Here is a 20,720-nt window from a genome sequence, read left to right on the forward strand (position 1 = left end):
CATTTATACTTTCAATGGCGAGAAGTTAAACAAATTCGATTAATTTGCAAAATCTTAATTCATTTTTTAAAGTAAGTATTCAATAGCGTGCTCACCGAAATGGCAAAGAGGTTGAACTAGATTTTGTAGATTTTTAAGAATAAATGATCTTTTTTAAAAGCATGTAGGGAATGTCATTTGCATTCCTGCATTTAAGATTGATATACTTAAGTAGATCAACTAACTTATTTTCAATTGTTGAAGAAATATATTTTTCTATTTTTATTTTAGAACACTAATTCTTTGAAACTGCAAATTCTCTTAATCTCCTTATTAAACTTTAAGTCAAAAAATAAATCCCCCAGCGAGAGGAACTCGGAGGGCTTGGTCACGAACCGTTAGGTGAGGGACGGAAGCGATAGCGAACCCCGTAGAACTCCGACCCCGCAGGGGACTCGCCCAAACACTTTCCATCAGAGAAAAAACTCATCATTCCAACCGATTTCCCATTCTATTCCTTGACAGAAACTCACAGATGTTATAATGAGACTCACCATGTTTCATCATCTATTTAATGATAAAAATAACCCAAAAGAGAGATTTTAGTGAATTATACACAATCAAATACTTCTTACTCTAAAAATCCAAGGCTCCTATCACCTAAGCCCACTCTAAAGCACAATCATAACTCCCCATATCCATACTCACCTTTTCTCCCTAAATTCTCTATACGCACATATACCAAACCAAATCACAACCTATCTCCCCTAGAGAATGAACACATTAGAAAGGAATACACCCTAAGAACCCTCAACATCCTCTCCACAATCTACCAAAAAACCTGCAACTGTCCTAACTCTAGTAAGGAACCGAAGTTAAACTTCCTCAAAGTCAAAGGAAGAGAATCGATCGCTAGATGTGGACATTGCCAAAATCAGATAAGCCTCACTGCCAATACTCCTTTCCAAAACATTAAGTTACCTCTTACTTACCTCTCCTACATCATCCAAGACCAAATCTTACAATACCCAAAGGTAATGACTTCCAGAGAAATATCTAGAAAACTAAGTATCCCATACAAGACAGCCTTCTACCTCAAGAAACGCATCCAGGTGATGTATACTCAACTGAATGAAACTCTTAAAACTCAGTTATACAAAGAACTAGAAGAAAAGACAAAGGACTTCATACTCCCAAAGGAAGGTGACCTCAAAAAAGCCCTGAAAAATCAGCCTGTAGCAGTCGCTGACTCAGTGGTGTTGTATTCCTCAAGCATTAGAGCCAACAAACATAGATCGAGAAGATACAAGGGAGGAACAGCTTCGATTTATCTTTCTAACAGCTTAGGAGGAGAACAGAAAGGAACACTCGTCCATACTGTGGGAATCAACGGAGGAATGACCTTCTACAAAAGTATTCCACTCAATAACCAACACTACTTAGAGAAGGATCTGAATGAGAAGATTCCGAAAAGTGTAACTCTCTTCACTGATGAAGGATACAATTTCTTGTGGGATAGACCAAACCATAGATCAGTGAATCACAGTAAGAAATCGAATGATGCGAGATACAACTTGAGTCGAGAGAGATGGGTGACTAAAGAGGGAGTTTCCTCTAATGGTGCAGAGGCAAGGAACAATCTATTAAAGCAAAGTTTCCGAAGTTATGGGTTTCTCAGTTGTAAGTGGGGACAATTGGCATTGGATGAGATTAGTTTTCTTGGAAACGTAAGGTTTGTTCCAGAGTTGAAGAATCTACTGAGTTTGGGGGATTCTAGAAATGTGGGCTTTGGTGATTACCACTGCTCGAAGGGGACGTATCACCTACTTACATAAAAAACCCACAAAAATCATCTTCACCAAAACTCAGAGTAACTAATCAGGACAATAATAAGAGCCTTAAAGGATTAAAAAGCTCTCCTCGAAATAACCAGTCTTCCCCCCAACCAGAACCAGAAGAAACTAATGTCCTGACTTGTAACAATACGCACACATATAAAAAGTCCTTATTAAATAATAGTCTGGACACTTTTTTTCTTCTTAAGTCCTTAACACTTCTTAACACTATCTATCCTAAGTCTTGCTCATGTTCCAAACCTAATCTAGTATATCTCAAAGTTAAGAACAGACCTACTGTAGCTAAATGTTCTAACTGCCATAAGCAAGTCTCCATAACAGCCAATACACCCTTCCAAGGATACAAGTCTAACCTAGCCTACATAAGCTTTATAATTTGGGATATGATTAACCAGTATCCAAAGGTAATGACTAGTAAGGAGATCTCTAGAAAGTTAAACTTATCTTACAAGACTTCCTATTACTTAAAGAAAAGAATCCAAGTAATCTTCTCACAGCTTAACGAGACTCTTAAAAAGGAGTTATACAAAGAGCTAGAAAACCCTGTAGATACTGATAAAAAGCCTATTGCTGTAGCTGACTCTGTAGTTCTTTATTCTTCATCCTTAAGAGCCAATAAGCATAGGTCTAGAAGATACAAGGGAGGTTCAGCTTCTATTTACTTGAGTAACTCAATTGGAGGGGAACAGAAAGGAACCCTAGTTCACACTGTAGGGATTAATGGAGGGATGACTTTCTACAAGAGTATTCCACTAAACAATAGTCATTATCTTGAGAAGGACTTGGAAGAGAAGATACCTAAGAACGTAACTCTCTACACCGATGAAGGTTATACATTTATATGGGATAGACCGAATCATAAAATGGTGAATCACTCACTTAAGAGTAAAGACCCTCGCTACAATATGTCTAGAGAGAGATGGTGTACTAAGGAGGGAGTTTCCTCTAATGGAGCTGAAGCAAGGAATAATATCCTTAAGCAGTCCTTCAGGAGTTATGGGTATGTAAGTCCAAAGTGGTCACAGCTATATCTAAACGAGATTAGTTTTCTTGGGAACGTAAGGTTTTCTGGAGAACTTAGGAATCTTCTGAGTTTGGGGGAAGATGATTTTTGTGGGTTAGACATACCTACTGCTCGAAGGGAAAGTATCACCAAAGAACCCAATCCTTCATATAGAAACTCCAAATACTTCTATTCTCCCTTTCTCCCTAAGTTCACTAGAACTACTTATACAAAACCCGCTAAGAACCTATCTCCCATAGACAATGAACAAATCAAAAGAGAATACACACTTAGAACTCTCTCTATCCTGAGCACCATCTATCCCAAAAGATGCAACTGCCCTAAGTCCCTAGAGAACCCTTCCCTCAACTTCTTAAGACTAAAAGGGAAAGAAACCATTGCACGATGTTCTCACTGCCACAAACAAATCAGCATCACAGCAAACACACCTTTCCAAAACATCAAACTACCCCTCGCCTATATCTCCTACACCATCCAAGACCAAATCTTACAATACCCTAAGACAATGACTTCCAAAGAGATCGCAAGAAAACTTGGACTTCCCTACAAAACAGCATACTATCTTAAGAAACGTATCCAGGTATTCTTCTCACATCTCAATGAAACACTTAGGGAACAGTTATACAAAGAACTAGAAGAGTCCTCTAAGAACTTCAGACTACCGAAGGAAGGAGACCTCAAGGAAACCCTTAAAAATCAGCCTGTTGCTGTAGCCGACTCAGTGGTGTTATACTCATCATCCTTAAGAGCAAACAAACATAGATCCAGAAGATTCAAGGGAGGAACTGCATCCATCTATGCATCGAATTCCATTGGAGGACACCAAATCGGAACTCTAGTCCACACGATTGGCATTAATGGCGGTATGACTTTCTACAAATCGATTCCTTTGAATAACCAACACTACTTAGAAAAAGACTTAGAAGAAACCATCCCAAAGAATGTAACCCTTTTTACAGATGAAGGATATGGGTTTCTATGGGACAGACCCAACCATAAGTCAGTGAATCACTCGAAGAAATCAAATGACCCAAGATACAATATGAGCCGTGAACGTTGGGTGAGTAAGGATGGAGTCTCTAGCAATGGTGCGGAAGCTAGGAACAATATTTTGAAGCAGAGTTTCCGTTCGTATGGATATATCTCTCCGAAGTGGAGTCAGTTGGCATTGAATGAGTTAAGTTTCTTAGGGAACGTAAGGTTTGTGCCAGAACTGAAGGAATTACTAACTTTGGGGGGATCTAAAACTGTAGGCTTTGGTGATTTCCACTGCTCGAAGGGGGACTCGAACCCCCACACCTTGCGGCACTACCACCTCAAAGTAGCGTGTCTACCAATTCCACCATCCGAGCGGGTGTGTATGTGGACAGGTTAGGAAAACGGGTTCTTTCGTCAAGGAGATGAATTTTCTCTTGTCACTTGCCCTTAGTTTTCAGTAGGTTGTAGGGGTCATCAGTATGCAAGTTTCCGATTTAACCTTTCGTTTTAAACTACTCTTTCTTGGTTTCCTTTCGCCCATCTTTCTGTGTTTGGGATTGTTACTTTCAAGCCCCTATTGGTTGGGGACAAATGATCCATACCAAAAGTCAGAAATCGCAGTATTAGAAATCTCGGAACCATTTCCCACTAAAAAACAATTAAAGGCTGTCGTTAACCTATATACAAAGTCAGATTTCAAAAAACTAATCCTTGTTAGTAAGGAAGACAAATCACAAAACCAAGTGATAGGTCCTTTTGAAATAGACCAAAAAGTGAAAGAAATCCTCATTTCAAACGGAATCCCAAGTTCACAAATCATGACTCTTGTAATTGCAGGTTCCAAAATGGGTGACACAGACGAGGCATCCAAAAACCTATTAAAATTAGCTGTTTCTGACAATTTAGGGTCTATATTACTCCTAACACGAGAGTTTGAAAAACGACGTGTTTTGAATATTTACAAAAAAACATTAACCAGTTTGCCCGTAAAAGTCACAGCGTATAGTTTTCCATCTGAAATTTCGGGTTCGAATTGGTTTTTATCAGAATCAGGTACGAAAGAAGTTTCCGTAGAATTCGTACGTTATATCTATTCTTACATCAGAGGTATCCTTTAACATGGATGAAATAAAAGATTCAAACGAACTCATAGAACAAAGAATTCAAAAGATAAATGATTTAAAAACAAAAGGAATCAATCCTTACCCACTTCGTTTTTTTCCAAACTCCGATTCCAAAACTCTATTATCTAGTTTTGATCCCAATCAAACCGAAAAAAAATCTTTCAAACTCGGTGGACGTCTGCATGCAAAACGTGTTATGGGGAAAGCAAGTTTTGCCCATTTAAAAGATGCAGAAGGTCTCATTCAATTGTATGCGACTCGGGATGACCTAGGCGAAGAAAATTATTCCTTATTTAAGTCTCTAGACTTAGGAGATTGGATTGGAATCGAAGGTTGGTTATTCCAAACTCAAAAAGGAGAAACCACGCTTCATTTAACGAACGTTCAGCTACTCGCAAAATGTATCAGACCACTTCCCGTTGTAAAAGAAAAAGATGGTGTTGTTTACGATGCTTTTTCCGACGTTGAACAACGATATAGAATGCGTTATGTGGACCTTGTCGTAAACGAAAACGTTCGTGAAACATTCAAAATGCGTTCTCGTATCATATCGGAAATTCGTAAGTTTTTAACAAATGAAGGATTTTTAGAAGTGGAAACTCCGATGATGCAACCGATTGCGGGAGGTGCAGCAGCAAGACCGTTTGTCACCCACCACAATACACTTGATATGGAACTTTTCCTTCGAATTGCACCAGAACTTTATTTAAAACGACTCATTGTGGGCGGAATGGACAGAGTGTTTGAACTCAATCGTAACTTTCGTAACGAAGGTATCTCCACAAAACACAACCCAGAATTTACCATGATGGAAGCTTATATGGCGTTTGGAGATATGGAAACCATGTTATCCCTTACGGAAAGGATGATTGTTTCCGTAGCACAATCCATTGGGAAAGGATTAAAATTTGCCTACGGCAAAGACCTAATTGACCTCACTCCTCCTTGGAAACGAGTGAAATACATTGATATCATCAAGGACTATTCAGGAATTGATTTTAGCCAAATCACCGATGTAAAAGAAGCCATTGAAAAAGCAAAATCCAAAGGAGTTGATTCATCTGATTCAGTATCAATTTGGAAAGTATGTGATGATGTTTTTAGTTCCCTTGTTGAACCTCACCTCATCCAACCTATCTTTATCACTGACTTTCCAAAAGAACTCTCCCCTCTTGCAAAATCAAGAGAAGATGATCCTAAGTATGTGGAACGATTTGAACCATATGTTGCGGGAAGAGAGATTGGAAACGCCTTTACTGAGTTAAACGATCCTTTCGACCAAAGGGAACGTTTTGAGGAACAAGTCAAACAAAGGGAAGCTGGTGATGATGAAGCCTTTATGATGGATGATGATTATATCCGTGCCCTCGAATATGGCCTTCCACCAACTGGGGGACTTGGAATTGGAATTGATCGATTGGTCATGTTACTGACAGATTCTCATTCCATTCGGGATACGATTTTATTTCCTCTGATGCGCCCAGAATAGAATCTGGGACATTCTCTTTAGGCATAAAAAAAACCTCTCCTTAACACCTTCGTTTTGGAGAGGTTTTTGATTCAATGGTATGTTTCGAATACCTTACGGTATTAAAAATTACCCAATAGATTCTTAACGTTTGTTAATATTGAGTTTTGGTTCCGATTCAATCACACGGATGAGTTTAGAGAGATTGGATTGGAACTTTGCCGTTTGGTCTCCATTCAATTGGTAATTGATTGTTTCCTTACGATTTGTGTAACTGATTGTGATGTTTTGGTTTTCACCAATTTTGGGTAACATCTCTTGTGTGAGTGCCGAAGTGACAATGATGGTATCAGAATAATCAGTATTGGTCTTTTTTAAATTGTACCAAGTTTCTCCTAATTTTAACGAAACCCCGATTGGGATATCAACATCGAAGGTTCCAATTTCATACAGGAGGAAATAATTGATAGCACCTGTGCCATTATCTCGTTCTGCCTTAAAGTACACACAAGGGCGTTTTCCTGAGAATAACCATAGGTATTTTTGCATACAAATGTCTTTGGAAATCGCGGTTTGTTGCTCCAAGGTCGGTTCTGGGGTTACGACAAAGGCCTTACTCCCGGAACAGGAAACGAGGACCAAAAAAAGGAGGAAAATCGAGGAAATTCGGGTGAGTGAGAAGATTCTTTCCATGATACACCCAACCTTTTTCGAGATGCAAGGTTTGGCAAAGGAAAAAATCCTGTTCCTATGGTATCTTATCCCAAAGGAAAAATAAAAGTCCTACTTCTGGAAAACATCCACAAGGATGCATATGAACTTTTCCACCGAGATGGTTTTGATGTAACTCTCATCAAAGATGCGATGGAAGAAGAAGAACTCATCCAAAAAATCTCTGATGTCCATGTTCTTGGTATTCGAAGCAAAACAAACGTCTCAAAAAAAGCATTAGAGAATGCTAAAAAATTAATGACGATCGGTTGTTTTTGTATCGGAACCAACCAAGTGGAATTAGAAGAAGCAGAAAAAAGAGCAGTTCCTGTTTTTAATGCTCCCTACAGTAACACAAGGTCAGTGGCTGAACTTGTGATCGCTGAAATCATCATGCTTGCAAGAAAAGCATCTGACCAATCTAGAGATGTCCACCTTGGCAAATGGAATAAAATTGCAAAAGGTTGTTTTGAAGTGAGGGGAAAAACTCTCGGTATCATTGGGTATGGTCATATTGGTACCCAAGTATCGGTCCTTGCTGAATCCATGGGGATGCGCGTGGTATTTTATGATATCATTTCCAAACTACCTCTCGGCAATGCAACGGCTGCACATAGTTATGAAGAACTTCTGAAACAATCTGATTTTATTTCCTTCCATGTTCCCGAAACAGAAGATACCAAAAACCTATTCCGTAAGGAACACTTACCTCTCTTAAAGAATGGAGTCTATGTATTAAACTTATCTCGAGGAAAGGTTCTCGAAATTGATGCACTTGTGGAAGGAATCAAATCAGGTAAAATTGCTGGTGCAGGTGTTGACGTATTCCCTGAAGAACCAAAATCAAATGATGATCCATTTGTAAGCCCACTCCAGGGACTACCCAATGTGATTCTCACTCCACACATTGGTGGTTCCACAGAAGAAGCACAAAAAAACATAGGAACGGAAGTTGCTGAAAAATTATTAAAATTTATCAATAATGGCTCAACTACTTTCTCTGTGAACTTTCCAAACATAGAATTAGGGAATTTAAAATCAGGTTACCACAGAATCCTAAATATCCACCAAAACCAACCAGGTTTCCTTCGGGACATTAACTCCATTATCTCTGATATGGGAGGAAATATCCTGACTCAAAACTTGAGCACATCGGCAAACATTGGTTATTTGAGTATGGAAATCGATAAAAATTTGGGTGATGAACTGAAAGACAAAATCAAAGCCCACAAACATTCGATCCGCACTCGAATCCTTTACTAAAATAAAGGGAAGGATGACATCATTATGATTGAAATCCTTCCCATCTTTACAAACTCTCCCTTACGCAACTTCACATATCTCATTTATTCCAACAGAACCGGCGAAGCGTATTCTGTGGATCCCTATCATGCTCCTCTCATTCTAACCCAACTCAAAAAAATGGGTTTAACTCTAAAGGGAATATTAAATACCCATGAACACGGGGATCACACAGAAGGAAATTTAGAATTAAAAAAAGAAACAAAATGTTTAGTCTATGGACATACAAATGCCAAAGGGAAAATTCCTGGACTCGACGAAACATTAAAAGAAGGACAAATCTGTTTTTCAGTGGAAGGTGAATCCATCGAAGTTTGGGACACTCCCGGTCATACATTTTCTCATTTAAGTTTTGTACATAAAAATCCTAAAACGATACTTGGGATTTTTTCTGGAGATACTTTGTTCAATGTAGGTGTTGGTAATTGTTTCCGAGGGGGAGATGCAAATGCCCTGTATGAAACCATAAACAACCGTTATGCTAATTTGCCAGACAATTGTCGTTTGTATCCTGGTCATGATTATTGGGAGAACAATCTGGCATTTTCCAAACATATAGAGCCAATTCACGAAGAAAGAGAATTGTTTCAAAAAACACTTACCCCCCATATGATTTCAACCATTGGACTGGAAAAAAAATTAAGTCCATTTTTTCGTCGTGATTTAGAATCCATCAAAGACCGACTAACAGAAATGGGAGAAACGGTCACAGATGATCGTTCTGTATTCTTACTCTTACGAAAACTGCGAGATCATTGGTAAAATTTTCATTTTACAAAAGAGAATCTCCCTTTAACTTTTAGTCAAATGACGATTCTTATCATCTGCCTCTTAGTTTCCATTTCTCAAATTTATTTAGCAAAAGCTGTTGTAGCTGTCGCAATGTCCCGCGAAGGGAAAGGATATGACAACCACCATCCAAGGTTACAACAATCAAAACTCACTGGATGGGGTGGACGCGCATATGGCGCACACCAAAATGGATTCGAAGCCTTCCCTATTTTTGCGATCGCAATCCTACTCAATTTAATCATTGAAGTTGATTTTTATTTCGCTGAAATCCTCGCACTGAGTTTTGTTTCGTTACGTTTTATATACATTTACCTCTACATTGCTGATTTTTCCTTTGCACGTTCCACCACTTGGACACTTGCATTTATTTGTAATATAGGATTGTACATTTTACCATTAGTGTATTAAGTTTCTCTCATAAGCCTTTGAAACGAATTTCCATTTTATTTTTTTTCATCTTTTTGTTTGCATTTGGATATGTACTTTTTTCCGAACCAAGTGAAATTGAGACTAATGGCAAAAACCGAATCACTGATTTTCAAAAGGCAAAACGTGTTTTAAAACGGTTTTATGCAAAAGTAGGAAAAGATTTTTATTGTGGTTGTGAGTTTGAAAAAGACGAAGAAGAACTCGGACGTTTTCGAATCAAACAAGATTCTTGCGGATTACAAGCAAGGAAAGATACCAAAAGACAAAGTTACATCGAATGGGAACACATAGTTCCCGCTTATAGTTTTGGAAAGTCTAGAGAGTGTTGGACCAAAACTAATTGTGAAGTAGGTGGGAAACTTTTAAAAGGAAGGAAGTGTTGTGGTGCAACAGATCCTGAATTTAATCTCATTGAAGCCGACCTTCACAACATCGTTCCTGTTCCCGGTGAAATTAATGCTGACCGAGGGATTTTTCCCTATGGAGAAATCGAAGGGGAACCTAGAGAGTATGGTCTTTGTGATTTTGAAGTGAACTTCAAAGCATCCATTGCCGAACCAAAACCAGAGATCAGGGGAGACATTGCTCGGGTTTACTTTTACATGGAGTGGCGTTACCAAATTCCCATCCCCGACGGGAAACGGAAACTCTACCAAACTTGGCACGAGAATGACCCACCAGATACTTTTGAGATTCGCAAAAATGAGATCGTAGAGAGGCTCCAGAAGGTAAAAAATCCCTTTGTCGAAGGCGAAACTCCCAATTGAACGAAAGAAGGGAGTTTTTGTTTTCAGAAAAGATTTTAATTTTGCCAAATCAAAGATAGCTTCATTTACAGATTTAGGGTGCTTTGGAGTCTGGAACCAATATGAAAGAATATGACATTTTGGTGGTGGGAGCTGGAGCTGGGACCAAACTTGTGACCCCTCCTTCTCTCATAGGAAAACGAGTGGTAGTCTTTGAAAAAGAGACTCCAGGCGGGACTTGTCTCAACCGAGGATGTATCCCTTCCAAAATGATCATCTATCCTTCTGAACTTGTCAGACTCAGAGAAGAAGGAGAACGATTTGGGATCAATTTCCCAAAACCAACCACGGTTCCTGTGGAATCGATCTTCCAACGAGTGAACCAAACGGTGAAAGCAGATTCTGATTCCATTCCAATTGCGTACGAAAAAAATCCGAATATCGATTATATCCCCAAAAAAGTTTGGTTTAAGGCATCCAAAGTTCTCACTGATGGTGAAAACGATTACACCGCCAAACACATATTTATTGTTACCGGCACAAGACCAAAAATTCCAAACATACAAGGATTGGAAAATACACCCTATTGGACTTCTAGAGAAGCACTCTCCCCTGCTAATTTTCCAAAATCATTACTCATTATAGGAGCAGGTTTTATCTCACTGGAACTCGGTGCTGCTTACCAAGCCTACGGGTGCCAAGTAACAGGGATCACACGAGGGGAAATCCTACGGCTTGTCGATGGTGATATCAAAACAGAATTAGGTAAACACCTTCCCTTTCCAATCCACACTCACTTTCAATTCGAATCGGTGTCCTACCAAAACAACAAATTCATCGTCAGTGGAAAAACGAATGATGGAAAATTTGCCCAATTCGAATCAGACGAACTCTTAGTTGCCACAGGTATCAAACCAAATACAGATGAATTACACTTAGAAAATACAAACATAAAAGTGAATGAAGAAGGTTTTATCCAGGTGGATGATACCTTACAAACTGAGGAACCAGGAGTGTATGCTTTTGGTGATGTGATTGGAAGGTATTTTTTCCGGCATAGCGCTAATTTTGAAGGGGAATATCTATTTGATCATCTATTTGGTAACAAAAAAGGCAAACCCATTGTTTACCCACCCATCCCTGAAGCCATTTTTACAAACCCACAAATTGCAAGTGTGGGCAAAACGGAAGAAACATTGATCAAAGAAGGCATCTCGTATTACAAAGGAATCAATCCTTACTCTTCCAGTGCGACGGGTATGGCTAGATTATCCCATTTAGGTTTTGTGAAGGTTTTAGTATCTAAGGAAACCGAACAGGTACTAGGGGCCCATATCATTGGAGAAGAAGCATCCAATCTCATCCACCAAATACTAATGGGAATGTATTTAAATGCCAAACTCGATGATTATTTAGGAATGGTTTATATCCATCCAGCCATTTCAGAAATCACAAGAAATGCATTTCGTAAAGTTCGCGACCAAAAATTGAAAGAGGGAAAATCGTGAAAAAATTTTTATTCAATCGTTTTGATAAGGATACCCTTAAGAAAAAAGTTTTGTTAGATACTAGAGAAAGAAGGGTCATTTCGTTTTATCGTTATGTTAAAATTGAAAACCCATTGGAATTTCGGAATTTACTCTATGATTCTTTTGAAGACTTAGGAATTCTCGGCAGAATTTATTTAGCAAATGAAGGAATTAATGCACAATTTTCAATTCCAATTGAGAATGTCGACAAGTTACGTTCCTTTGTTGACTCAGTTCCAGAACTAAAGAATATCTATTTTAATGATGCAGTGGAAGATAAGAAGGAAAGTTTTATCAAACTTGCAATCAAGGTCAGAAAAAAAATAGTCGCTGATGGATTAGATGATTCTCAGTTTGATCCATCCAATGTAGGAACTCATCTCTCACCTCTTGAATTTCATAAAGCAATGGAGGAAGAAGGAGTCATCGTCGTTGACCTCCGAAACAATTATGAATCAGAAGTGGGTCATTTCGAAAATGCAATTTTACCAGATGTCGGAACCTTCCGAGAAGAATTACCTTTGGTAGAAAAAATTCTAGAAAATGACAAAGATAAAAAGATATTACTCTATTGTACAGGCGGAATCCGATGCGAAAAAGCAAGCGCTTATTTGAAATACAAAGGTTTTGAAAAGGTCCATCAGTTACGCGGAGGAATCATCAATTATGCAAAAGTTGTGCATGACAATGGGTTACAATCAAAATTCAAAGGGAAAAACTTTGTGTTTGATGACCGATTGGGCGAAAGGATTACGGATGATGTTTTAACGGTTTGTTATACCTGTGGCAAACCATCTGACCGTCACACTAACTGTGCCAATTTAGGATGCCATGTTCTCATCGTTCAATGTGAATCTTGTTCTGAATCTTTACTTGGTTGTTGTTCAGAAGAATGCAAACAGATTGTATCTCTTCCAGAAGAGGAACAAAAAAAACTAAGACAAGAACAGAGAAAACAGCACAAATACCCAACACACCACCTAACAAGAAAACTAGTAGGAAAATAAATGAATCCATTTGCGATTGAACTCAACGGACTTGAAAAAACATATAAAAATGGTGTCAAAGCACTTCGGTCGATCGATTTAAAAGTTGAAACTGGAGATTTTTTTGCTCTGCTCGGACCCAATGGTGCAGGAAAGTCTACGACCATCGGAATCTTAAGTTCCTTGGTGAACAAAACAAACGGCAAAGTGAAAATCTTTGGAGTGGATATTGATGAAAATCCAAATCTTGCTAAAACATTCATCGGAATTGTCCCTCAAGAATTCAATTTTGGAATCTTTGAAGCAGTAGAGCAAATCCTCATCAACCAAGCAGGTTTTTATGGTATGCCACTAAAAGAAGCCAAAGACAAAGTAAAGTATTATCTGGACAAACTTTCACTTTATGACAAACGTAAATCTGCCGCAGGGACTTTAAGTGGTGGTATGAAACGTAGGTTAATGATTGCAAGAGCTCTCATTCACGATCCAAAATTACTCATTTTAGATGAACCAACAGCAGGTGTGGACATTGAAATCAGAAGGTCAATGTGGGATTTTTTAAAAGAACTCAACAAAGAGGGAAAAACAATCATCCTTACTACACATTATTTGGAAGAAGCAGAATCCCTCTGTAAAAATATAGCAATCATTGATAAGGGAGAAATTGTCGAAAATACATCGATGAAAAAACTCTTACAAAGATTAGACAAAGAAACCTTTATCATCGATTTAAAAAAATCATTCAAAACAAAACCAGGCTCTAAACGCTTCAACTGGATTTGGTTAGACGACCATAGCTTAGAAGTTCAATTGGACAAAAAAGCCTCTGTCAATGATCTATTTGCGGAACTTACGAAACAGAAGATGGAAGTTTTAAGTTTGCGGAACAAATCGAATCGATTAGAAGAATTGTTTTTATCACTTACAGGAAAGAACTAATCATGTGGAAAGAAAACTTAACCGCGCTTAAGACCATCGTTCGAAGGGAATGGATTCGTATCATCAGAATCTGGGTCCAAACCTTAATCCCACCCGTGATCACAATGGCACTTTATTTCCTTATTTTTGGAGAACTTGTTGGCCGACAAATTGGCAAAATTGGAAATTTTACCTATATCGAATTCATTGTTCCTGGACTTATCATGATGAGTGTCATTACCAATTCCTATAACAATGTTGTTTCTTCCTTTTTTTCCAGTAAGTTTCAAAAGAATATCGAAGAACTTTTGGTATCACCTACTTCTCCTTATACCATTGTTTTAGGTTATACGTTTGGCGGAGTGGTGCGAGGTCTTTTTGTAGGAATTTTAGTCACTCTCACTTCCTTATTTTTTACAAACCTTCAATTCCAACATCCTATCATCATCTTTTTTACAGTCATCCTAACATCGATTTTATTCTCCCTTGGTGGATTTTTTAATGCTCTTTTTGCAAAAAAATTTGATGATGTTACGATCATTCCTACTTTTATCCTCACACCATTAACTTACTTAGGTGGTGTGTTTTACTCGGTAAAAAACCTACCCGAATTTTGGCAAACGGTCTCTTACTTAAATCCAATTTTGTATATGGTGAATCTTTTCCGATATGGATTCATTGGGGTAACAGATGTAAATTTAATCTTTTCTCTTAGTTTTATTCTCGTTCTTTCCGTTCTTTTATTTTTACTCAATGTTAGGTTAATGAAAATTGGTTATGGAATTAGAAACTAAACAAACTAGAAAAGATCGAATGGAACAAGTTTTGAAGGAATTTTTCCTTCCCACAGAACTGACTGTACTTGATGTATCATGGGAACATGCAGGTCACCCTGGTATGACAAAGGATTCCAAGGAAACCCATTTTCGGATCAAAATGGTTTCACCCAAATTCCAAGGGAAGTCTACTGTGGAACAACATAGAGATGTATATTCCCTCCTCGGACCTGAATTTAAAAAGGGCCTCCATGCTCTAGAAATGGATCTATCCTCACCCAAGTAGGAGTCTAATGAATATGGCAAAACCTACACTCATCAGCTTTAAACTTTGTCCGTATGTACAACGCTCAGTGATTAACCTGTTAGAAAAAAAAGTAGATTATGAGATTAAGTACATTGATTTAGCAAATAAACCAGATTGGTTTTTAAAAATTTCACCCTTTGGTCGGGTTCCAGTACTTGTCGTGGGAGAAGAAGTGTTGTTTGAATCTGCTGTGATCAACGAATATTTGGACGAAACAAATCTTCCGACTCTCCACCCAAAAGACCCATTGGTAAAAGCAAAACATAGAGCTTGGGCGGAATTTGCAAGTGCCTTACTTGTTGACCAATATTTATGGACCATGTCTAAAGATGAAGTGGAATCCAACAAAAAAAGAGACGAAATCCTTTCGAAGTTTAAAATCTTAGAACCAGTTTTACCAGAACCCAAAGGTGGAAAATTATTCTTCGCAGGTGATTCCATGCACCTGGTTGATACTGCTTACGCACCTTTTTTTATGCGCTTGGATTTTCTAAAATCAAAGGGGACCGAGTTTGATTTAGTGAGTGGATTTCCAAAAATTCAAATTTGGAGTGATACACTACTTTCTTTACCATCGGTAAAGAATTCTGTTTTACCAGAAGTGCCAAAAGAATACATTGAATTTATCAAAGCCCACAATTCATGGTTGGGAGGAAAATTATAGGATGACCATTCCAGAAATCCAAAAAAAAATCGAAGAGGGTTTGCCAGGTTGTACTGTAGAAATTTTAGATCCTTACCGTGACGGTGTTCATATCAAGGCCGTTGTCACCTACAAAGGATTTAATGGTAAGGGTCTCATTGAACAACACCGCATGGTGTATGCTACTTTAAAAGAAGAATTAAAAGAAGAAATCCATGCATTAGCATTGGAAACAAGGAGTGAATAATTATGGAACAAGAGTTAAAAGATAAAATTGAATCGTTAATCAAATCAGAAAAGGTTTTTCTTTTTATGAAAGGAACTCCAGAAATGCCACAATGCGGTTTTTCTGCAGGTGTAGTATCAACTTTAAAACAACAAGGAATTCCATTTGGTTCCTTTAATGTACTTTCCGATATGAAAGTCAGAGAAGGAATTAAAGAATATACGAATTGGCCAACCATCCCACAACTTTATATCAATGGAGAATTTGTTGGTGGTCATGACATCACGGTTCAAATGGCTCAATCTGGGGAACTCAAAAAAAAAGTAGGTTAATTCCATGATCCGTCTCTACCAATATGACTCTTGTCCCTACTGTTATCGTGTTAGGCAAGCCATAGAAACACTAGGTCTAACAGAAGGTAAGGATTATATTTTGGTAGAGGCTAGGTATGGCACACCGGGAAGAGACGAGGTCATCCGACTCGGTGGCATTTCCCAAGTCCCTTTCCTTGTTGATGGAGAGACCAAAATGTATGAATCTCTCGACATCATCGACTACCTTCGAAACAAATTTACGTAAATCCTAATAAATCGAGAATCTTATCTCCAACAGCTCTTGGTTTTCCAGCATATGGAAACTCATGGATGTATAATACAGGATTAAAATTAATTTCTAATACCGCATAATGGTCTGGATTTGGTTTCTCTGAAATGGCACTCGAGATAATATCAATTCCACATATCACTGCAGAAGCAGCCTTTGCTGCATTTAACGCAATGGTTTTAAACTCAGGGTGGACCAAATCGGTGACATCAATGGAATCTCCACCGGTTGATATATTCGAATTTTTCCTTAAAAATACTTGTTCTTCTTTTTTGGGAACAGAGGAAAAGGTATATCCAGAATCAGAGAGAACTAAACTTTCGATTTCGGACATTTGGATTTTTTCTAAGGCAGTGATATGTCCTTCCCCACGTCTTGGATCTTTGTTTTTAATTTCAATGAGTTCCCGAATGGTGTGAACTCCATCCCCTACCACATTGGCAGGAACTCGGTTACAAACCGCTACAACTTCATCACCTAATACTAAAAAACGATATTCAGGACCTTCTATAAATTCTTCTACAATGATGGAATTGGAAAACGAAAATGCCTGTTTGACAAAAAAAGTAAATTTTTCCAAAGAATCGTTAGGATTCGAAATACCAATTCCAATTCCAAAATTGGTTGTGACAGGTTTTATCACCTTCTTTTTAGATAAAAAAACCGGATAATCCAAAAGAGCATCTTCAACGTTAGAATAATCTTTGCCTATGGGAACCCTAACGTTATTTTCATTTAACACCAGTTTGGAGGCAATTTTATTTTCCATCACCAAATAAGTCATCAAACTGTCCAAACGAGTTTTACTAGCTTCTTTTACAAATTCTGTATGATCACCTTGAACCAAACGTAAAAAATTTTCCTTACGATCGATTACTTCTACTTTGATTCCTCTACTCATTGCATCTCGGATGATGATTTGAGTCGAAATTTCTAAGTCCTGCCAGCCAGGTAATAATGGTTTTGGTTCCATTTTTTTTAAACCTCACTACAAAGTTTTAGAGGTTTAATTTGTATGGGTTTCTGGTTTTTTTTAAGATGGCTTCCTTCTAAAGTTTCGATTTTTTTCTGTTCGTAAATCGATTGTTCACTTAGGTCTTCGTAGTATTTGATACGATTGGGAGAAAGGCCTACTTGTAAAAGTTCTGCTTTATGCGATTTGGCAAGAGCCAGCCCAAACTCTCGGAAACTCGATTTATGGATCTTTAAATCTAATTCCGACATGGTAGCACCTAGGAATGAAGGATCATCCCATTTTTCCCATTGTGTTTCCCAAGCCCGACTAAATGGTCCACTTGCATCATTATCATCCAATAGATCAGCAATCGGCTGTAAGTCGACAAAGAGCTGGTGAACCATGTCTCGGAGTAAAATCTCTTTTCCAAATAAAAATACCTTTGTCTCAGGTTTTCGGCCGAACCAAGTTGTGAGTTCCTGGTTTTTTCTCCAGTTTGCCATTTCATTTGCATCTGCTTTTGGAGACTCGTTTAACATACAGTAGAGTAACACCATATGCAGGAAATACAACCTTGTTTCTTCCACACCAATCGCTGAAAAAGGATCCAAATCAAGTAGTCTTAATTCCAAGTATTCGACTCCCCGTTCCACCAGTGCATCTACAACCCTTTCCTCACCTTTTGGAACTTGTTTTGGCCTCACTAGTGAGTAATATTCATTTTCCAATTGTAAGACAAAGTCATTCAATTGATTGGTTGGTTTGGTGTTGAATTTTTTGTAAGGTGCGTATGTTTTTGATACAACTTGGCACATGTCCGATGCATATTCCTTTAAGGAATTCACGGAAATTGGGTATTTGCCTTGCACTTTACTAGTATAACCAATATTCGATAACCTTAAAGTAGTGGAATAAGGGGCATTTAAAGTTTTTGAATCTAACTTTTGTAAGTTTTTTAACGCATTCGGAGAATCAATAAAAGTAGAATCTGTTAAACTAGAAGAACCAAACAAATACAAAAGTGCAGGAGAGATCCTGTAAAAATTACGAATGGTATCAAAATAAATTTGCGATTTTGTCTCTTTGGAAAGTGGTTTTTGAAATCTTTTTTCAGAAACTACTGACAACATACAAGTATCAAATGATATGTTGTAATGGACTCCCGAAATCGTTTGCATTTTTTTTCCGTAACGATGTCCCAAACCATTTCGATAAATTGTTTTTTTTCGCCCTTCACTGGAAGTTCCGTACTGACCAACTTCTATTTTATTTTCTTTAGGCAACACAGGTGGCATACTAAATGGCCATAGGTATTCTTTTCCTAAGTTTTTAGCCGTAAATGTATGAAGTTCCGTGAGTTCACTCAGGGCATCGGGAATTGTTTTGTGTATGTTAGTTGCATATTCAATTTGTGCCTCTGCAAAATCGGTTTTAATGAGTGGATGAGTTAAACTCGAACCCAACGATTTTGGATGAGGTAACTGTGATAAAAATGCCTTTTCATCTACTCGCACACTTTCTCTTTCTAGACCATGTTTAGCACTCAGTAGACAGTCTTTGTATTCCTTTGAAAGTAGGGAAACAGTTGAATTTTTCTGTTTTGATTTTAATAATTTTGTTTTCATCGACTAAAAACCTAATGGAACACCTTCCCCTTTCGGGTCAGAGACACCAATGAGTTTGTCTCCTTCTTTTGACACAACAAATACCTTCGCACGGTGCCTACCATATTGGACTTGGTAAAAGGGAAGTTCCGTTTCAGGAAACGTTCCTTTTAATTCAGGATCTAAAAATAATGTATCAGGTTGGAATTGGTGGTGGATCCGCGGAAAAGAAACACTTTCATATAAGTTTCGTTTTTGAATCAAATAATGATACAAAGTGTTAAAAATAGAGGTTGGAATTTGAGACCCACCTGGGGCACCAATCACTAATTTTGTATTTCCATTTGGTTCCAATAGAATGGTTGGACACATACTCGAAAGTGGTGTTTTTCCTGGGTTTATCGCATTTGCTTTGGAACCAACAAGTCCATATAGATTCGGAACACCAGGAGCAATCGCAAAATCATCCATTGTATTATTCAATACAAGACCAGTTCCAGGAACCATTTGGACCGCACCAAAAATCCCATTGATGGATTGAGTGGAAGAAACAGCATTGCCTTCCTTGTCCATCACAGAGATATGAGTGGTATTATAGGAATCCTTGGGTTCGATCGGCTTCTGAATCGCCTTCCAATTGCCTGACACAACTTTTTTCTCGATTTCATTTACTTCCTCTTGGATGTAAGGTAACGAAATTAATTGTGATACGGGAACTTCTGTGAAATTTGGATCCCCACCTAACTCAGCTCGGTCTCTGTAAGCAACTCGCATTGCTTCTGTAATTTGCATCATTTCTCCCACTTGCCCTTGGGGAAAGGATTGGCGTTTAGCCATCTCAGCTTTCATTAACATCAATGTAACTAAATGTACCCCAGAACTAGGAGGAGGCATAGTTAACATTTGGTATCCCCAAACGGAACTACTCAATGGCTCCATCTGCTTGACTTGGTATTCTTTCCAATCTGTTTCACTAATGAAACCATCAAAATCTTTGTAATATTCAGTTACCAGTTTTGTTGTTTCACCATCGATCCATTCTTTCTCTTCATTTTCAGCAATCCGACTTAATGTTTGGAACAAATCATTTTGAACAAGAAGTTCTCCTTCCCGAATGGGACGATTGTCAATCCCAAATACCTTCTGCATGGAAGGATTCATATTTGACCAAACTTTTGTGATACCATTGGCTAAATCAGCATACACAGAAAAACCATTTTTCGCATAACGCATTGCAGGTGCCAAAACATCTGCGATTGGAAGTTTTCCATGTTGTTTTTGGATTTTCAGAATTCCTTGTACATTTCCTGGAACTCCAGCACTAAACGCACCTTTGCTAATTTTTTCGGTATCGGCTGATCCATCAGGTTTTGTATAAAAAGAACTAATTCCTTTTTTGGGGGAACGTTCTCGGAAATCATAAGCCCATTTCCCTTTTTTGGGAAGGTATACAATTGCAAATCCACCTCCAAATAACCCAGTCGATTGTGGTCTTAGTACGGAGATGGCAAAACTTGCTGCTGTAAAAACATCGACAACATTTCCACCTTGTTTCCAAACTTCAACTCCAGCTTGGGAAGCGAGAGGGTGGTCGGTTGCAATCATAAACTCACGCCCAATCAACTCATAACGATCCCTTTTAAGGGAGGCACCTTGGATCTGAGGAATGGAAGCAGATAACTCAGCATTTTTTTCTTTGGTATCTAAAAACGTTTGGATCGTTTCACAACTTCCAAGTGATAACAAACCGAAAAACAAAAAGAG

General features: G+C 38.1%; 20 protein-coding genes and 1 tRNA gene. 16 read left to right on the top strand and 5 right to left on the bottom strand.

Features of this window, described 5'->3' with window-relative positions:
• Positions 1-584 precede the first annotated feature (584 nt).
• The gene (locus tag CH354_RS17485; RefSeq protein WP_243396147.1) at positions 585-1,814 is read left to right on the top strand and encodes a hypothetical protein; all 1,230 of its coding nucleotides are present in this window, start codon (positions 585-587) and stop codon (positions 1,812-1,814) included.
• A gap of 2,315 nt (positions 1,815-4,129) precedes the next feature.
• On the opposite strand, the gene CH354_RS17495 is transcribed toward CH354_RS17485, so the two are convergent.
• Positions 4,130-4,211 (bottom strand) — tRNA-Leu (locus CH354_RS17495).
• A 105-nt stretch (positions 4,212-4,316) separates the two neighbouring features.
• On the opposite strand from CH354_RS17495, the gene CH354_RS17500 reads away from it, so the two are divergent.
• Positions 4,317-4,955: a hypothetical protein gene (locus tag CH354_RS17500; RefSeq protein WP_100727850.1), complete on the top strand. Its 639-nt coding sequence runs from the start codon at positions 4,317-4,319 to the stop codon at positions 4,953-4,955.
• Between the two features lie 10 nt (positions 4,956-4,965).
• Positions 4,966-6,450, top strand: coding sequence for a lysine--tRNA ligase (gene lysS / locus CH354_RS17505; RefSeq protein ID WP_207762723.1), 1,485 nt, complete (start codon positions 4,966-4,968; stop codon positions 6,448-6,450).
• Between the two features lie 123 nt (positions 6,451-6,573).
• Here lysS and CH354_RS17510 read toward each other — a convergent pair whose 3' ends face one another.
• Positions 6,574-6,978, bottom strand: a complete 405-nt coding sequence (locus tag CH354_RS17510) for a hypothetical protein (RefSeq protein WP_243396148.1) — start codon at positions 6,976-6,978, stop codon at positions 6,574-6,576.
• Positions 6,979-7,179: 201 nt separating this feature from the next.
• Here CH354_RS17510 and serA point away from each other — a divergent pair, with 201 nt between their 5' ends.
• The 13 genes from serA (at position 7,180) to CH354_RS17575 (ending at position 16,373) form a co-directional block, all read left to right on the top strand.
• On the top strand, positions 7,180-8,403 hold the full coding sequence (gene serA / locus CH354_RS17515) for a phosphoglycerate dehydrogenase (RefSeq protein WP_100727853.1): 1,224 nt from the start codon (positions 7,180-7,182) through the stop codon (positions 8,401-8,403).
• 24 nt (positions 8,404-8,427) lie between these two features.
• On the top strand, positions 8,428-9,204 hold the full coding sequence (locus CH354_RS17520; protein WP_100727854.1) for an MBL fold metallo-hydrolase: 777 nt from the start codon (positions 8,428-8,430) through the stop codon (positions 9,202-9,204).
• A gap of 45 nt (positions 9,205-9,249) precedes the next feature.
• Entirely contained in the window at positions 9,250-9,642 is a 393-nt protein-coding gene (locus CH354_RS17525; protein WP_100727855.1) for an MAPEG family protein, read from the top strand.
• 17 nt (positions 9,643-9,659) lie between these two features.
• Positions 9,660-10,430, top strand: coding sequence for an endonuclease (locus CH354_RS17530; protein ID WP_100727856.1), 771 nt, complete (start codon positions 9,660-9,662; stop codon positions 10,428-10,430).
• 101 nt (positions 10,431-10,531) lie between these two features.
• Positions 10,532-11,917, top strand: a complete 1,386-nt coding sequence (locus tag CH354_RS17535) for a dihydrolipoyl dehydrogenase (RefSeq protein WP_100727857.1) — start codon at positions 10,532-10,534, stop codon at positions 11,915-11,917.
• Positions 11,914-12,945, top strand: a complete 1,032-nt coding sequence (trhO, locus tag CH354_RS17540; RefSeq protein ID WP_100727858.1) for an oxygen-dependent tRNA uridine(34) hydroxylase TrhO — start codon at positions 11,914-11,916, stop codon at positions 12,943-12,945. Before CH354_RS17535 ends, trhO begins: the two co-directional genes overlap by 4 nt.
• On the top strand, positions 12,946-13,863 hold the full coding sequence (locus tag CH354_RS17545; protein WP_100727859.1) for an ABC transporter ATP-binding protein: 918 nt from the start codon (positions 12,946-12,948) through the stop codon (positions 13,861-13,863). It begins immediately after the preceding gene.
• Between the two features lie 2 nt (positions 13,864-13,865).
• Positions 13,866-14,636, top strand: a complete 771-nt coding sequence (locus tag CH354_RS17550; protein WP_100727860.1) for an ABC transporter permease — start codon at positions 13,866-13,868, stop codon at positions 14,634-14,636.
• Entirely contained in the window at positions 14,620-14,904 is a 285-nt protein-coding gene (locus CH354_RS17555) for a BolA family protein (protein WP_238761144.1), read from the top strand. The genes CH354_RS17550 and CH354_RS17555 overlap by 17 nt, the downstream gene beginning before the upstream one ends.
• 13 nt (positions 14,905-14,917) lie before the next feature.
• Entirely contained in the window at positions 14,918-15,589 is a 672-nt protein-coding gene (locus CH354_RS17560) for a glutathione S-transferase family protein (protein WP_100727901.1), read from the top strand.
• Between the two features lies 1 nt (position 15,590).
• Entirely contained in the window at positions 15,591-15,815 is a 225-nt protein-coding gene (locus CH354_RS17565) for a BolA/IbaG family iron-sulfur metabolism protein (protein WP_100727861.1), read from the top strand.
• A 2-nt stretch (positions 15,816-15,817) separates the two neighbouring features.
• Positions 15,818-16,126 carry a Grx4 family monothiol glutaredoxin gene (gene grxD / locus CH354_RS17570; protein WP_015678202.1) on the top strand — a complete coding sequence of 103 codons (309 nt, stop codon included), beginning with the start codon at positions 15,818-15,820 and terminating at the stop codon, positions 16,124-16,126.
• 4 nt (positions 16,127-16,130) lie between these two features.
• Positions 16,131-16,373 carry a glutathione S-transferase N-terminal domain-containing protein gene (locus CH354_RS17575; protein ID WP_100727862.1) on the top strand — a complete coding sequence of 81 codons (243 nt, stop codon included), beginning with the start codon at positions 16,131-16,133 and terminating at the stop codon, positions 16,371-16,373.
• On the opposite strand, the gene gshAB is transcribed toward CH354_RS17575, so the two are convergent.
• Genes gshAB through ggt form a run of 3 tightly spaced genes read right to left on the bottom strand, consistent with a single transcriptional unit; the run spans position 16,366 to position 20,714 of the window.
• The gene (gshAB, locus tag CH354_RS17580) at positions 16,366-17,370 is read right to left on the bottom strand and encodes a bifunctional glutamate--cysteine ligase GshA/glutathione synthetase GshB (RefSeq protein WP_100766559.1); all 1,005 of its coding nucleotides are present in this window, start codon (positions 17,368-17,370) and stop codon (positions 16,366-16,368) included. The genes CH354_RS17575 and gshAB overlap by 8 nt on opposite strands.
• A 5-nt stretch (positions 17,371-17,375) precedes the next feature.
• Positions 17,376-18,977 carry a glutamate--cysteine ligase gene (gshA, locus tag CH354_RS17585; protein ID WP_100727864.1) on the bottom strand — a complete coding sequence of 534 codons (1,602 nt, stop codon included), beginning with the start codon at positions 18,975-18,977 and terminating at the stop codon, positions 17,376-17,378.
• Positions 18,978-18,980: 3 nt separating this feature from the next.
• Complete coding sequence (gene ggt, locus CH354_RS17590; RefSeq protein ID WP_243396149.1) at positions 18,981-20,714, bottom strand: gamma-glutamyltransferase; 1,734 nt, start codon at positions 20,712-20,714, stop codon at positions 18,981-18,983.
• Positions 20,715-20,720 lie beyond the last annotated feature (6 nt).

The sequence above is a fragment of the Leptospira levettii genome, from assembly GCF_002812085.1.
In the GTDB taxonomy this organism is placed as follows: Bacteria; Spirochaetota; Leptospiria; order Leptospirales; family Leptospiraceae; genus Leptospira_A; species Leptospira_A levettii.

Coding starts and splice junctions, on each gene's coding strand:
- CH354_RS17500 (WP_100727850.1), top strand. CDS start 4,317: ATGCAAGTTTCCGATTTAACCTTTCGTTTTAAACTACTCTTTCTTGGT.
- CH354_RS17510 (WP_243396148.1), bottom strand. CDS start 6,978: ATGCAAAAATACCTATGGTTATTCTCAGGAAAACGCCCTTGTGTGTAC.
- serA (WP_100727853.1), top strand. CDS start 7,180: ATGGTATCTTATCCCAAAGGAAAAATAAAAGTCCTACTTCTGGAAAAC.
- CH354_RS17520 (WP_100727854.1), top strand. CDS start 8,428: ATGATTGAAATCCTTCCCATCTTTACAAACTCTCCCTTACGCAACTTC.
- CH354_RS17525 (WP_100727855.1), top strand. CDS start 9,250: ATGACGATTCTTATCATCTGCCTCTTAGTTTCCATTTCTCAAATTTAT.
- CH354_RS17535 (WP_100727857.1), top strand. CDS start 10,532: ATGAAAGAATATGACATTTTGGTGGTGGGAGCTGGAGCTGGGACCAAA.
- CH354_RS17545 (WP_100727859.1), top strand. CDS start 12,946: ATGAATCCATTTGCGATTGAACTCAACGGACTTGAAAAAACATATAAA.
- CH354_RS17550 (WP_100727860.1), top strand. CDS start 13,866: ATGTGGAAAGAAAACTTAACCGCGCTTAAGACCATCGTTCGAAGGGAA.
- CH354_RS17555 (WP_238761144.1), top strand. CDS start 14,620: ATGGAATTAGAAACTAAACAAACTAGAAAAGATCGAATGGAACAAGTT.
- CH354_RS17560 (WP_100727901.1), top strand. CDS start 14,918: ATGGCAAAACCTACACTCATCAGCTTTAAACTTTGTCCGTATGTACAA.
- CH354_RS17565 (WP_100727861.1), top strand. CDS start 15,591: ATGACCATTCCAGAAATCCAAAAAAAAATCGAAGAGGGTTTGCCAGGT.
- grxD (WP_015678202.1), top strand. CDS start 15,818: ATGGAACAAGAGTTAAAAGATAAAATTGAATCGTTAATCAAATCAGAA.
- CH354_RS17575 (WP_100727862.1), top strand. CDS start 16,131: ATGATCCGTCTCTACCAATATGACTCTTGTCCCTACTGTTATCGTGTT.
- gshAB (WP_100766559.1), bottom strand. CDS start 17,370: ATGGAACCAAAACCATTATTACCTGGCTGGCAGGACTTAGAAATTTCG.
- gshA (WP_100727864.1), bottom strand. CDS start 18,977: ATGAAAACAAAATTATTAAAATCAAAACAGAAAAATTCAACTGTTTCC.